At 66.3% G+C, this 13,395-nt stretch carries 12 protein-coding genes; 7 read left to right on the plus strand and 5 right to left on the minus strand.

Annotated features, from left to right (window positions below; translation table 11 throughout):
* The first annotated feature begins 13 nt into the window (after positions 1-13).
* The 4 genes from AC3AP7_RS29155 to AC3AP7_RS29170 all read left to right on the plus strand — a co-directional run bounded on the left by AC3AP7_RS29155 (position 14) and on the right by AC3AP7_RS29170 (position 5,007).
* Complete coding sequence (locus tag AC3AP7_RS29155; protein WP_487363762.1) at positions 14-451, plus strand: MarR family winged helix-turn-helix transcriptional regulator; 438 nt, start codon at positions 14-16, stop codon at positions 449-451.
* 90 nt (positions 452-541) lie between these two features.
* Positions 542-1,984, plus strand: coding sequence for an efflux transporter outer membrane subunit (locus tag AC3AP7_RS29160; RefSeq protein ID WP_487363763.1), 1,443 nt, complete (start codon positions 542-544; stop codon positions 1,982-1,984).
* A gap of 34 nt (positions 1,985-2,018) precedes the next feature.
* Positions 2,019-3,341, plus strand: coding sequence for an EmrA/EmrK family multidrug efflux transporter periplasmic adaptor subunit (locus tag AC3AP7_RS29165; RefSeq protein WP_487363764.1), 1,323 nt, complete (start codon positions 2,019-2,021; stop codon positions 3,339-3,341).
* A 103-nt stretch (positions 3,342-3,444) separates the two neighbouring features.
* Positions 3,445-5,007 (plus strand): DHA2 family efflux MFS transporter permease subunit, encoded by a 1,563-nt coding sequence (locus AC3AP7_RS29170; RefSeq protein ID WP_487363765.1) that lies wholly within the window; start codon positions 3,445-3,447, stop codon positions 5,005-5,007.
* A 51-nt stretch (positions 5,008-5,058) separates the two neighbouring features.
* On the opposite strand, the gene AC3AP7_RS29175 is transcribed toward AC3AP7_RS29170, so the two are convergent.
* Positions 5,059-5,523: a RidA family protein gene (locus tag AC3AP7_RS29175; RefSeq protein WP_487363766.1), complete on the minus strand. Its 465-nt coding sequence runs from the start codon at positions 5,521-5,523 to the stop codon at positions 5,059-5,061.
* Positions 5,524-5,797: 274 nt separating this feature from the next.
* Between AC3AP7_RS29175 and AC3AP7_RS29180 the strand changes: the two genes are divergently transcribed.
* On the plus strand, positions 5,798-6,730 hold the full coding sequence (locus AC3AP7_RS29180) for a LysR family transcriptional regulator (protein WP_487363767.1): 933 nt from the start codon (positions 5,798-5,800) through the stop codon (positions 6,728-6,730).
* 43 nt (positions 6,731-6,773) lie between these two features.
* On the opposite strand, the gene AC3AP7_RS29185 is transcribed toward AC3AP7_RS29180, so the two are convergent.
* The 4 genes from AC3AP7_RS29185 to AC3AP7_RS29200 all read right to left on the minus strand — a co-directional run bounded on the left by AC3AP7_RS29185 (position 6,774) and on the right by AC3AP7_RS29200 (position 11,403).
* On the minus strand, positions 6,774-7,481 hold the full coding sequence (locus AC3AP7_RS29185; protein WP_487363768.1) for an SDR family NAD(P)-dependent oxidoreductase: 708 nt from the start codon (positions 7,479-7,481) through the stop codon (positions 6,774-6,776).
* Between the two features lie 169 nt (positions 7,482-7,650).
* On the minus strand, positions 7,651-7,950 hold the full coding sequence (locus AC3AP7_RS29190) for an ArsR/SmtB family transcription factor (protein WP_487363769.1): 300 nt from the start codon (positions 7,948-7,950) through the stop codon (positions 7,651-7,653).
* Between the two features lie 12 nt (positions 7,951-7,962).
* Positions 7,963-8,595, minus strand: a complete 633-nt coding sequence (locus AC3AP7_RS29195) for an AraC family transcriptional regulator (protein WP_487363770.1) — start codon at positions 8,593-8,595, stop codon at positions 7,963-7,965.
* A gap of 6 nt (positions 8,596-8,601) precedes the next feature.
* Positions 8,602-11,403, minus strand: coding sequence for a 2-oxoglutarate dehydrogenase E1 component (locus AC3AP7_RS29200; protein ID WP_487363771.1), 2,802 nt, complete (start codon positions 11,401-11,403; stop codon positions 8,602-8,604).
* Positions 11,404-11,831: 428 nt separating this feature from the next.
* Between AC3AP7_RS29200 and AC3AP7_RS29205 the strand changes: the two genes are divergently transcribed.
* Both AC3AP7_RS29205 and mug read left to right on the plus strand, forming a co-directional pair.
* Entirely contained in the window at positions 11,832-12,857 is a 1,026-nt protein-coding gene (locus tag AC3AP7_RS29205) for a GlxA family transcriptional regulator (protein WP_487363772.1), read from the plus strand.
* On the plus strand, positions 12,854-13,384 hold the full coding sequence (gene mug, locus AC3AP7_RS29210; RefSeq protein ID WP_487363773.1) for a G/U mismatch-specific DNA glycosylase: 531 nt from the start codon (positions 12,854-12,856) through the stop codon (positions 13,382-13,384). Before AC3AP7_RS29205 ends, mug begins: the two co-directional genes overlap by 4 nt.
* The last annotated feature ends 11 nt before the right edge of the window (positions 13,385-13,395 follow it).

Here is a 13,395-nt window from a genome sequence, read left to right on the forward strand (position 1 = left end):
CGGAATGCGGATCATGGACCATTACACGAAAGGCACCTTCACCCTCACCCAGAGCATCGGCTTCGCGATCAACAAGGCGCGCAACCTGCTCGTGGCCGAGATGGACGCCGCGCTCAAGGAACTGGACATCACGAGCCAGCAGATGGGCATCATGCTGTCGCTGCAGCGCAAGATCGCGACCACGCCGTTCGAACTGTCCAGGCTGCTCGGCATCGATACGGGCCTGATGACCCGCCTGCTCGACAAGCTCGAAACCAAGGGCCTGCTCAAGCGGTCGCGCAACCTCGAAGATCGCCGCGTCGTCAACCTGGCGCTGACAAAGGCGGGCCTGGCGGCCGCCGAGCGCATTCCGTCTATCGCGCCCGCCGTGCTGAACGCCCGCCTGAAGCGCTTCACCAAGGCCGAGTTCGAAGAGTTCCGCCGTCTGCTCGACAAATTTCTCGAAGACTGATGCGGTCTTTTTTTGCCTATTTATTTGACAGGTCAGAAAATGAAATTGCAGATTAAATGGCCGGGTATGCGGCCCATCGCAGCGCGCGGCATGGCGCTGGTATCCGCCCTCGTGCTGAGCGCATGCGCCAACTACGCCGGCATTCGCGCCCACAGCCGGATCATGCCGGCGCAGACGCTCGGCACCGCGCAGAGCATCCCGGCGGATCATGGCCGGTGGCCGGCCGCAAACTGGGCCGCGCCGTTCGGCGATCCCCAGTTGCAGGCGCTGATCGACGAAGCATTGCGCGGCAACCCGACGGTCGCCGAAGCGCGCGCGCGCGTCGCCGCGGCCGCCGCGCTCGGAGAATCGGCACGTGCCAGCACGATGCCGCGCATCGACGCGTCCTATTCTCTGACCCGTCAGCAATATACCGGCAACGCGCTGGTTCCGCCGCCCTATGCCGGTGCCTGGGAAACCGGGAACGAAGGCCTGCTGTCGGCCTCGTACGACCTCGACCTGTGGGGCAAGCACCGTGAAGCGCTGAAGTCCGCGCTGTCGCAGTGGCAAGCGAGCCGCGCGGACGCCGAAGTCGTGAAGCTCACGCTGACGACGTCGATCGCGCGCACCTACAACGATCTCGCGCGGCTCTACGCGCTGCGCGACATTGCGCAAGCCGAAGTGGCGCGGCGCGCATCGATCGACCAGATCACCGGGCGCCGCATTGCGACGGGACTCGATAGCGAAGTCGAACGCGAAACCGCGCGAGCCGATCTCGCGGCGAGCCGCACGTCGCTTGCGGCGCTCGACGGCGACATCCTCACGACGCGCTACCGCCTCGCGGCGCTCGTCGGCGCGGGCCCGGACCGCGGGCTCGCGATCGCGCGTCCCGCGCTTCGCGCGAGCGACGCAATTCAGGTTCCGGACGACCTGCCGGCCGATCTCGTGAGCCGCCGCCCCGACCTCGTTGCCGCGCGCTGGCGTATCGAGGCGCTGTCGCACGGCGTCAAGGAAGCGAAGGCCGAGTTCTATCCCGACCTCAACCTGAGTGCGGCAATCGGGCTCGACGCGTTCGGCTTCGGCCGCTTCCTCACGGCGGGCAGCCGCTTCGCCTCGGCGGGACCGGCGCTGCATCTGCCGATCTTCGACGCGGGCGCGCTGCGCGCCCAGTTGAAAGACCGCTATGCGCAATATGACTACGCCGTCGCGTCGTATAACCAGACGCTGGTGTCCGCGTTCGCCGACGTCGCCACGCAGCTTGCACAGATCCGCTCGATCGACGCGCAGCTTGCCGATGCGCGCACCGCGCAGGCCTGCGCGCGGGACGCGGACCGGCTTGCGGTCGTGCAGTACCGCGCCGGCCTCGCGAACCAGCTCACGGTGTTGAACGCGGACGCGAACGTGCTCGACGACGAGCGCCGCGTCGCCAACCTCGAAATGGACCGGCGCGACCGCCAGATCGCGCTCGCGTCGGCGCTCGGCGGCGGCTATGTCGATCCGTCGCATGCGGTGCAGGACGCCGCGGCCCAACCCTCTACCGATACCGCGCGCTAAGCCGCGCCCTCTTGTCTTTCGCCTGGAGCCCAACATGAGCGAGATCTCGCACGATGAATACGCAGCCGAGCGCACCGCGCCCCCCCACACCGACGAAGCGCGCCACGCCGCATCGCCGCCGCGCGCGCCGGAAGGCGCCCCGCCGCCCGCGCGCCCCACGCCGCCGTCCGGCAAGCGCAAGCTGCTGCTGTCGCTGCTTGCCGCCGCAGTCACCGTGTCCGGTGCGGCCTATGGCGCGTACTACGACACGATCGGGCGCTTTCATGAGACCACCGACGATGCCTACGTGAGCGGCAATCTCGTGCAGCTCACGCCTCAGGTGAGCGGCACCGTGATCGCGGTGAATGCGGACGACACGCAGATCGTCCACCAGGGCGAAACAGTGGTGTCGCTCGACCACGCGGACGCGCGCGTCGCGCTCCAGCGTAGCGAGGCAACGCTCGCCCGCACGGTGCGCAAGGTGAGCGGACTGTATGCGGACGACGCGTTCTATGCGGCGAACGTCGCCGGACGCGAGTCCGATCTCGCTCGCGCGCTGGCCGACCTCCAGCGACGCGAAGCCGTCGCCGCGACCGGCGCGGTATCCGCCGAAGACCTCGCCCATGCGCGCGACACGGTAAACACCGCACGCGCCGCGCTCGACGCCGCGCGCGAGCGGGCCGACGCAAACCGCGTGCTCACCGATCGCACGACGATCGCCCAGCATCCGGACGTCATCGCCGCCGAGGCCGACGTGCGTGCCGCCTACCTGAACGCCGCGCGCGACACGCTGCCCGCGCCCGTGACCGGCTATATCGCGCAACGCTCGGTCCAGGTCGGCCAGCGCGTTTCGCCAGGCACCCCGCTGCTCGCGATCGTGCCGCTCAACGGCGTCTGGGTCGATGCGAACTTCAAGGAAGTCCAGTTGCGGCGCATGCGCATCGGCCAGCCCGTCACGCTCACGGCCGATGCCTATGGTTCCGGCGTCGTGTATCACGGACGCGTCGTCGGCTTCTCGGCGGGCACCGGCGCGGCGTTCGCCGTGCTGCCCGCACAGAACGCAACGGGCAACTGGATCAAGATCGTGCAGCGCCTGCCCGCGCGAATCCAGCTCGATCCGCGCGAACTGGCGGCGCACCCGCTGCGCATCGGGCTCTCGATGAACGTCGACGTCGACACCCACGACGACTCGGGCCCACGGCTCGGCGCGGCCCTGCTCCCGACCTACCACACCGACGTGTTCGCGGACGAAGGCGAACAGGCGGACGCCGAGATCGCACGGATCGTTGCACGCAATCTGCCGCTGACACAGGCGGCAGCCACGGGTCCGGCGCGGCAGCCGGTGACGAAGCCTGGCAACGCGCGGGCCGCCGGCTGACGCATGGCGCGACGGCATAACGGCACGACGTTTCGCGTCCAATTAACTGACAGGTCTGATAAATCTTCGTCACGGCTTCTCCGACACGCATTCAGGTGACACCATGCACAACCCGACACATCCCGCCACACACCCGCCGCTGACTGGCGGCAAGCTCGCGCTCGCGACGCTGGCGGTCGCCCTCGCAACCTTCATGAACGTGCTCGACTCGTCGATTGCGAACGTCGCCATTCCGACGATCTCCGGCAATCTCGGAGTATCGATCGACGAAGGAACCTGGGTCATCACGCTGTTCGCCGCGGCGAACGCCATTTCGATTCCGCTTACCGGCTGGCTCACGCAGCGGGTCGGGCAAATCCGGCTCTTCGTCAGCGCAATCCTGCTCTTCGTGCTGTCGTCGTGGCTGTGCGGCATCGCGCCGAACCTGACGGTGCTGCTCGGCGCACGCATCGTGCAGGGCGCGGTGGCCGGCCCGCTGATCCCGCTCTCGCAGGCGATTCTGCTCAACACCTATCCGAAGGAAAAGAGCTCGCATGCGCTCGCGCTGTGGGCGATGACCGCCACCGTCGGCCCGATCGCGGGGCCGGCGCTCGGCGGCTGGATCACGGACAGCTACTCGTGGTCGTGGATCTTCTATATCAACGTCCCGGTCGGCCTGTTCGCGGCCGGCGTGACGTGGGCGATCTACCGCACCCGCGAGACGCCGGTCAAGCGCCTGCCGATCGACAAGATCGGGCTCCTCGCGCTGATCGGCTGGGTCGGCTCGCTACAGATCATGCTCGACAAGGGCAAGGACCTCGACTGGTTCAATTCGCCCGTGATCGTCATGCTCGGCGTGTTTGCGCTCGTGACGTTCGTGTTCTTCGTGATCTGGGAGCTGACCGAACGAACGCCGATTGTCGATCTGCGGCTCTTTGCCGGGCGCAATTTTCTCGGCGGCACGGTGGCGATTTCAGTCGCATACGCCGTCTTCTTTTCGAATCTCGTGCTGTTGCCGCAATGGATGCAGGCTTACCTGAACTACCGGGCGGTCGACGCCGGCCTCGTGACCGCGCCGCTCGGCGTGTTCGCCGTGCTGCTCGCGCCGGTAATGGCCAAAGTGATGCCGCGCTCGGACGCACGCGTGCTCGCGACAATGGCCTTTCTCGGCTTCGCGGCGGTGTTCTTCATGCGCTCGTATTACACGACCGGCGTCGATACGGTGACGCTCGTGCTGCCGACGCTATTGCAGGGTATCCCGACTGCGCTCTTCTTCGTGCCGCTTACCGCCATCATCCTGTCGGGGCTGTCGCCGGACAAGATTCCCGCGGCCGCAGGACTGTCCAACTTCGCGCGCGTCTTCGCGGGCGCGATCGGCACGTCGCTGGCGGCCACGGGGTGGAACGACCGCACGATCTTCCATCACGCGCGTCTCGCCGAGCGCGCGAGCGTGGACAATCCAGTGTTTCTTTCGTCGCTCGATACGCTGCGCAGCGTGCTCGGCGGCAGTCCGCAACAGGCGCTTGCGTTCTTCGAACACTCGCTGACAGCGCAGGCTGCAATGCTGGGTCTCGACGATATTTTCTGGCTCTCGGCGGTGATCTTCATCGCGATCATTCCACTCATCTGGCTCACGAAGCCGGCGAAGGGCGGCAGCGCCGGCGCGGCCGGTGCGGGCGGCCATTGACCCGTCGGCGCAAGCGCGCGCCGGTGCTCCCGCACCGCGCGCGACCTGCGCTCAGGCCGGCAGAATCTGTGCGATGACGACCAGCACGACCGCCGCGTTCGCCGGCAACTGTCCGTGCGAAAACGCCGAGCGCGCGTGGCCGGCCTTCTCGCCCAGCACCGCGGCGAACAGCGCCGACGCGCCGTCGATCACGGCCGGCTGGTCGTGAAAGCCGTCCGCGCTGCTCACGTGCCCTTCGACGCGGACGATATGATGCAGTCGTTCGAATCCGCCCAGATGCTGGCGGATCTGCGCGAGCACGTTCAACGCCGCGAGCTGCGCGGCGTGCTGCCCTTGTTCGAGCGTCAGATGCTCGCCGACGCGCCCCGCATAGATCATCTTCCCGGCCGCGATCGGCACCTGCCCCGAAATAAACAGCAGATCGCCTGCTTCGCTGACCGCCGTATAGGCTCCGAGCGGCGCCGGCGGCGCGGGCAGGGTCAGGCCGCGTTCCGCGAGTTTCTGTTCGATGTCCATATCATTCCTCTTACGTTTCAGGTGTCGAAAAGGCCGGCGCAGCTTGCTGCGCCACGGGACCGGCCGCCTGTCACGCACTGTACTTTTGCGTCGGTACGGGGTAAATGCCGAAGCGGAAAATGTCTCGCGACGCAATGTAACGAATGCCCGCGCTCCGCTGGTTGCCGGCCCGATATTCGGGCACACTTTCACGCATGCGATCCGCGGCCGGGCACGTCCTGTCTGCCCCGTCCGATGCCGTGGCACATTCACCGACGACAGCACGGAACCCCACATGCAACGCAAATTCGACGATTTGCTGCTGGGCAGCATCGAACTGTTCTGCCTCGCGGCGGAGCTCGGCAGCTTCACCCTGGCCGCCACGGCCGCGAGCGTCACGCCGGCGGCGGTCAGCCGGTCGGTCGCGCGCCTCGAAGAGCGCCTGGGTGTACGGCTTTTCGTAAGAACCACGCGCCAGATCCGCCTGACGGATTCCGGGCGGCGCTATTTCGAGCAGAGCCGCGCCGCGCTATCGCAACTGGTCGACGCGGAGCGTGAAGTGACGGGCCAGCAGACGACGCCGGCCGGCATGCTCAGGATCAGCATGCCGACGCCTTATGGGCACTACCGGGTGCTGCCGCTGCTGCCCGCGTTTCGCGCGCAGTATCCGCAAGTGCAGGTCGAGACGCATTTGAGCAACCGCAACATCGACTTCGCGGATGAAGGATTCGATCTTGCGATACGCGGCCGCGCGCCGGCCGATTCGAGCCTCGTGGCGCGCAAGCTCGAAGACGCCGAACTCGTCGTGGTGGCGGCGCCGGACTATCTGAAGCGTGCGGGCGTGCCGAAGTCCATCGAGGCGCTGCAGTCGCACGAGTGCATTCAGTTCGAGTTGCCGAGCAGCGGACGCAATATTCCGTGGACTTTCCACGATGGAGCAGGCGAAGCCGACGTGATCACGAACGGCAATTACGGCACGTCGGGGGACTTTCTTGCTGGGGCGACCCTCGCGCGAAGCGGCGCGGGGCTGTTTCAGGTGTACCGCTTCGTCGTCGACGAAGACCTTCGGAACGGCCGGCTCGTGGAAGTGCTGAAGGAGCGCGGCGGCCGCACGCGCCCCTTCATTCTGCTTTATCCCCATGCACGTTATCTGTCGTCGCGTGTGCGGGTGTTCGTCGATTTCCTCGTCGAGCATCTGGGGCAAACACGCGAGAAGCGCAAGCACTGAGCGCCGCAGGCCGGCGCCCGGTGACCCGCGCTCAGTCACTCGCCTAGTGGCCCGCGCTTTGGCCGCCGTCGACGTGCAGGATCTCGCCGGTCACGAACTGCGCCGAATCGAGATACAGCAGGGCGTCGACGATATCCTGCATTTCACCCATGCGGCCCACCGGATGCAGCGCCGCGAGCCATTCATGCGTGTCGGCCGGATGCATCGGCGACTTGATCACGCCCGGCGACACCGCATTGACGCGAATGCCGTCCTTCGCATATTCGATCGCCAGCGATTTGGTCGCTGCGTTCAGGCCGCCCTTCGACAGCGATGCGAGCACCGACGGCACGCCGCTGATCGCATGATCCGTCAGGCTCGTCGTGATGGTGGCAATGTGACCGCTTCCGCTCTTGCGCATCTGCTCGATCGCGAGTTGCGTGATGTTGAAGAAGCCCGTCAGATTGACGTTCACGATCGCCGCGTAGTCTTGCGCGGTGTACTGCGTGAACGGCTTCGCGATGAAAATGCCCGCGTTGTTGACGAGCGTGTCGATGCGGCCGAAGTGCTCCATCGCGGCCTCGATCACGCGTCGCGCGACGTCGGCGTCGCCGATGTCGCCGGCGACCGTGACGAGATTGGCGTTATTCGACGGTGCGATCGAGCGCGACGTCGCGACGACCCGATGACCTTGCGCGAGAAACGCGTCGACCGTCTGCGCGCCGATGCCTTGCGATGCGCCCGTAACGATGATGACCTTGGAGTTGCTCATGATATGCCTCGAAATCAGATAGGTATCGGCCTGACGGCCGGTCGAATCGACGGATCCGATGGATATGCACTGTATGCGCGCGCCTGCCGATTTCGAACACCCACCATGGACCAAGAGTCTTGCGTCACGCGAACAAATCGCAACGCCCTCGCAGCAAAGACGCTGCGGGTCAAAGATGCAAACAGACCTGCTCGGCAAACGCGCGTATGACCGCTTCGTTTCTGGACAGAAAGGTCCACTGCCCCACACGGGTCGAGACGAGCAGTCCGGCCGACATCAGCATCGCGATGTGCGTGGATACGGTCGATTGCGACAGGCCGCTGTGCGCATGAATCGCGCTCGGCGGCACGCCGTGGCCAAAATGAACCGGTCCGCGTCCGAACACGCCTTCCGGCGTCTTCAGCCACGCGAGAATGTCGCGCCGGAAAGGGTTGGCGAGTGCCTTGTGAATCAGATTCGCGTCAATCATGAAGCTCGACCCTCAATGGGGAAAAGGAGGTTGTACACGCAACGGCTCCGCCGAAGCGTTGCCCGACTGTGGCGGCGACTGTCGCCCTGCTGCGGCGATGCGCGCGACCACGCTTGTGCCGAGATCCTCGCCGACGAGCGCCAGCGCGAGACGGATACCCGCGCTTACGCCTTCGGCCGAATAGAGATTGCCGTCTTTCAGGCAACTCAGGCCCGTCATCACGTGAACGCGCGGATGTTCGTTTGCAAGACGCTGCGCGTCGCGCCGATGCGTGGTCAGCCGGCGATGATCGGCGAGGCCGGCCCGCGCGAGCAGAAACGCGCCGTTGGACACGCACGCGAGCCGTTGCGCACGGCGGCCGCTTTCATGGAGCCAGTCCACCAGTTCCCGGTGCTCGTGCGCCGCGCCGACGGACGGGGCGCCGGGTATCAGGACGATGTCGAACGAAGCCGGTGCATCGGCGAGGGACGCCGTGGTACTCACCGCCGTTCCGTTCGAGCACATGACCGGAGCGCGAGACGGTCCGACCAGATGCGGTTCGTAGAACCCGTCGCCGACCAGGCGGTTTGCTTCATGAAACACGTCCAACGGTCCGCTCACCTCGAGCAGACGGAACCCGGCATACAGCATCATCGCGACGCGCATTCGCTGTTACTCCCCAAACGCACGCGAAACCAGCGCCTTCTGCCGCGCCACGTGCGCCGCGTGATGGCCTGGCGCCGTGGAGGCGGACTCGTCGGGGCCCGCGTACGCGAGTGCCGCACCCGCCGGCGCGATCTCGCGCAATTGCGGCTCGACGTGGCGCCACGCGCCCTGGTTGCGCGATTCTTCCTGGCACCAGACGACTTCTTTCAGCTTCGGATAGCGGGCGAGTTCGGCCGCCAGTTGCCCGGACGGAAACGGGTACAACTGTTCGACACGGATGAGCGGCATATTGCCGATGCCGGACGCGCGGCGGTGTTCGAGCAGGTCGTAGTAGACCTTCCCCGAGGCGACGATGACGCGTTCGACGTCGGACGTCCGCAGCGGCTCGTCTCCCGCGTTCACGAGAATCGCCTGAAACGCGCCGTGAGCGAGTTCGTCGAGCGTGCTGACCGCCGCCGGGTGGCGCAACAGCGACTTCGGCGTCATCACGACGAGCGGCCGGCGGTCGAACGCGAGCGCCTGCATCCTCAGCACATGGAACAGCTGTGCGGGTGTCGTCGGCTGCACTATCCGCAAGTTATCCTGAGCACTTAGCTGAAGATAGCGTTCGAGCCGCGCCGACGCGTGTTCCGGTCCTTGCCCTTCCTGGCCATGAGGCAGGAACAGCGTCAGCCCGCTGCGCTGCCCCCACTTGGCCGCGCCGGCCGCGATGAACTGGTCGATCACCACCTGCGCGCCGTTCGCAAAATCGCCGAACTGCGCCTCCCAGATCACGAGTGCATCGCGATTCACAATCGAGTAGCCGTACTCGAATGCCAGCACCGCGGCCTCCGAGAGAATGGAGTTGCTCACGCCGAAGCGCCCCTGCGTGGGCGCGACATGATCGAGCGGAACGAATACGCCGTCCGCACGGCGGGTGCGCCGCTGATCGTGAAGGACCGCGTGACGATGATTGAACGTGCCTCGCTCGCTGTCCTGCCCGCTCAACCGGACATCCGTGCCGGCACCCAGCAATGAGGCAAACGCCAGATGTTCTCCCATCCCCCAGTCCAGCGGCTTCTGCCCGGCCGCCATCTCGCGCCGTGCTGCCATCATTCTGCCCACCAGCGGATGAAGCTCGAACCCGTCCGGTACGTGTGCAATCCGTTGCGCGAGGTCTCGCAGGTGCGCCGGCGACGGCGCGCTGTACTGACGCGGTTCGGCTGCGGCAGACGCCGCAGCCGACGCCTCGCCGGAGCCGCTGCCGTATGCGCGATCGAGCGTGTCGCGCCACGCCCGCACGTCGTCCTCGACCTGCCCGGCACTCAGCACGCCTTGCGCAATCAGGCTTGTCGCAAACAGCGTCTTCACACCCGGATGAGCCGCGATCGCGCGATACATCAGAGGCTGCGTGATCGCAGGGGTGTCCTGTTCCTGATGCCCGTGCTTGCGGAAGCAGACCAGATCGATGACGACGCTGCGCCTGAACGCCGTCCGATAGTCGAGCGCGAGGCGCACCGCCATGGCGACGCTCTCGGGATCGTCGGCGTTGACGTGCAGGATCGGCGCCTCGATCATCTTGGCGACGTCGGTCGAGTAGAACGACGAACGCGTATCGCGCGGGTCCGAAGTCGTGAAGCCGATCTGGTTGTTCACGACCACGTGCACGGTGCCGCCGGTCCCATGTCCGCGCGTATAGGACAAGCTCAGCGTTTCCATCACGATGCCCTGCCCGGATATCGCCGCGTCGCCGTGAATCTCGACCGGCAGCACTGCTGCGCCGTCTTGCCCGCCGTCCCGGTCCGCCGTCGCGCGCGCCATGCCCTGCACCACCGGGTTCACGATCTCCAGATGCGAAGGGTTGAACGCCAGCACCACGTCGACCGGGCCGTCGGCGGTCTGCGTGACGCCGCTGAAGCCCTTGTGGTACTTGACGTCACCGGCCGCAAGCGCGTCGACGTCCTTGCCGTCGAATTCGTCGAAGAGCGCACGCAAGGGCTTGCCCACTACGTTCACCAGCACGTTCAGGCGTCCGCGATGCGCCATGCCCATCACGACCGTGCGGACTTTCTTCGATGCGCCATAGCGAACGATTTCGTCGAGCAGCACGATCAGCGATTCGGCACCTTCCAGCGAGAATCGCTTTTGCCCGACAAAGCGCGTGTGAAGATACTTCTCGATGCCTTCCGCCGCGATCAGCCGTTCGAGCATCCGGTGCTGCTCCGCGGCCCCGAACGCAGGCCGCGCCCGTGTCGACTCCAGCCGCATCTGCCACCAGCGCCGCTCGTCGGCGTGGGTCAGATGCATGAACTCCGCGCCCAGCGTCCCCGTATACGTCTGCCCGAGTGCGTCGACGATCGCCTGCAGCGGCGCGTCTTCCTCGAAAAAGAACGTATCGGCGGTACTGAACCGCGTGGCCATGTCCGCCGCCGTCAACCCGTAGTAGGCGGGCGTGAGTTCGGCCAGCGCGCGCGGCGGCGTCCATTGCAGCGGATCCAGGCGGGCAGCCCGCGTGCCGACCGTGCGAAACGCCGCGATGAGCGCCTGCACGGCCACCTGCTTGCGCGCGACGCGCAGACCATCGTCAGAGGGCAACGCCGCGCGGGGCGTCTGCTTCGCCCGTTCGACGAAGCGCGACACGACAGGCGCGTGCGGCTCGTCATCCCGATCCGTGCCGTCGATGGCGGGCGTCTCGCGCAACGCGTCGAAATACGCGCGCCATTCGTCGGTGACCGACGCCGGATCGGCGAGGTAGCGCTCGTACTGCTCTTCGACATACGGTGCGTTTCCGCCGAACAAAAAAGAAGTCTGACGTTCCTGAATCAACATGATGAATCCATCCTTGCGTCGCGCCGGGTTCCGGGTGAAACCGGTGCGCATCGTGAGGCGCACATCGCCTCTCGTCCTGGCGCGCCCGAAGTTGCGCCAGGTGCCTTGCGGCGCCCGTCATTCCGGGTACTCTGTTTCGCCGCGTTTCCGGAACCCAGTCTAGTCGGCGCCTGGGCGCGCGGAAATACGCGTGTGGCGCGGTGCCGGGCCAATCGCGATGCAATTTCGGCCAGCGCGGCGACGGCTCTTCCGGCTTCTTACACGGACGCAAAAGTCATTTGCCGCCGTGGCCGGTCTTGCGCTGCGGCGCTTGCAGTAAGCTGGCGCAACGCGCGTTATCGCAGCCCATCGTGCCAGGCCGGGACGCCATGATGCGACACTGATCCGCGACGCCCACCGGCGCCGCCCACCCTTGTTGAAGGTCAGACATGAAAGTCGCCATTGTGGTATTCGATGGTGTGCAGGCGCTGGACGTCGCGGGCCCGCTGGACGTTTTTGCGGAAGCCAACACCGCCCTTCCCACGCATCAGCAATACGAGGTCTCGCTCGTGGGTAGCCGCGCGGGCGTCGTGCGCTGCTCGAACGGCATGCAGTTGTCGGTTCCGTCCGGTTTTGCAGACCGCGCTGCGCAATACGACCTGGTCCTCGTCGCGGGGGGCCCGCATCTGCCGGACGCCGAGCCGTCGCGCGACGTCCTGATCTGGCTGCAGGATCAGGCGCACGGCGCGGCACGCTTCGGCTCGGTTTGCAACGGCACGTTCCTGCTCGGACACGCGGGCCTGATCGACGGCAAGCAGGTGACGACCCACTGGGCCGTCGCGGACCGCCTCGCCGACGCGTTTCCGCTCGCCCAGGTACAGCCGGACCGCATCTTCATCCGCGACGGGCGCCTGTTCACCTCCGCGGGCGTGACCGCCGGCATCGATCTGTGCCTGTCGTTCGTGTCGGAAGACTGGGGACACGAGATGGCGGTGCGCGTGGCGAAGCAACTGGTGGTCTATATCCAGCGCGAAGGCGGGCAGTCCCAGTACAGCCCGTTCATCTCGGCGGACAAGGAAGAGGATCCGATCATCAGCCGCGTGCACCGGTATGTCACCGAGCACATTGCCGATGCGCTGTCGATCGAACAGCTCGCCAATGCCGTGTCGGTCAGCCGCCGGACGTTTTCGAGGCTCTTTGCCAGGCACGCGAATGTGACGCCGTCTGCATTCGTCGAGCAGATTCGCGTCGACACGGCAAGAAAGCTGCTGGAGGCCTCGGATGCGCCGCTAAAGACCGTCGCATTCCAGTGCGGTTTTCACAACGCGACGCATATGCGCCTGACGTTCGCCCGACGCCTGAACGTGACGCCGCAGCAATACCGCCAGCGGTTCCGGGGCGCGGCCGACGCGCAGCCGTCCCACCGCAGCGAGGCCGGGCAGCGGCCCAGTGCGCACGGCCGGGTGCATCCGTGAAGCGCGTGGAGGCCGTTCAGGCGCTGCCGGACATTCTCGCGCCGCATCTGTCGGTGATATTTTGCGGCATCAATCCCGGGCTCGGCTCGGCCTCGGCGGGTCATCACTTTGCGAACGGCAGCAACCGCTTCTGGCGCGTGATTCACCTCGCCGGGTTTTCCGCCGAACGGCTTCGTCCCGAAGAGGACCATACGCTGCTTCGGTATGGTTGCGGCCTCACCACCGTGGTTTCGCGTCCGACCGCGCGCGCCGGCGAACTGTCGCGTGAGGAGATCGAAGCGGCGGCCTCGGGGCTCGCCCGGAAGATCGAGCACCATGCACCGCGTTACGTCGCCTTTCTCGGGAAAATGGCGCTCGCGGCGATCTCCGGCACGCGCGACATTCCGTGGGGGCCGCAGGCCGAACGATTCGGCGGCGCACGCGTGTGGGTTTTGCCGAATCCGAGCGGACTCAACCGCGCATTCAGCCTCGAATCGCTGGTCGACGCCTATCGCGCATTTCATATTGCCGTCGCATCTGCCCGTTGAGCGCGGATACG

The organism is Paraburkholderia sp. PAMB 6770 (assembly GCF_057748135.1).

Excerpts from the sequence above, each read along its gene's own strand:
- AC3AP7_RS29190 (WP_487363769.1), bottom strand. The coding sequence starts at position 7,950 with ATGATTGACGCGAATCTGATTCACAAGGCACTCGCCAACCCTTTCCGG.
- AC3AP7_RS29175 (WP_487363766.1), bottom strand. The coding sequence starts at position 5,523 with ATGGACATCGAACAGAAACTCGCGGAACGCGGCCTGACCCTGCCCGCG.
- AC3AP7_RS29200 (WP_487363771.1), bottom strand. The coding sequence starts at position 11,403 with ATGTTGATTCAGGAACGTCAGACTTCTTTTTTGTTCGGCGGAAACGCA.
- AC3AP7_RS29155 (WP_487363762.1), top strand. The coding sequence starts at position 14 with ATGGACCATTACACGAAAGGCACCTTCACCCTCACCCAGAGCATCGGC.
- AC3AP7_RS29195 (WP_487363770.1), bottom strand. The coding sequence starts at position 8,595 with ATGCGCGTCGCGATGATGCTGTATGCCGGGTTCCGTCTGCTCGAGGTG.
- AC3AP7_RS29185 (WP_487363768.1), bottom strand. The coding sequence starts at position 7,481 with ATGAGCAACTCCAAGGTCATCATCGTTACGGGCGCATCGCAAGGCATC.
- AC3AP7_RS29170 (WP_487363765.1), top strand. The coding sequence starts at position 3,445 with ATGCACAACCCGACACATCCCGCCACACACCCGCCGCTGACTGGCGGC.
- AC3AP7_RS29180 (WP_487363767.1), top strand. The coding sequence starts at position 5,798 with ATGCAACGCAAATTCGACGATTTGCTGCTGGGCAGCATCGAACTGTTC.
- AC3AP7_RS29165 (WP_487363764.1), top strand. The coding sequence starts at position 2,019 with ATGAGCGAGATCTCGCACGATGAATACGCAGCCGAGCGCACCGCGCCC.
- AC3AP7_RS29160 (WP_487363763.1), top strand. The coding sequence starts at position 542 with ATGGCGCTGGTATCCGCCCTCGTGCTGAGCGCATGCGCCAACTACGCC.
- AC3AP7_RS29205 (WP_487363772.1), top strand. The coding sequence starts at position 11,832 with ATGAAAGTCGCCATTGTGGTATTCGATGGTGTGCAGGCGCTGGACGTC.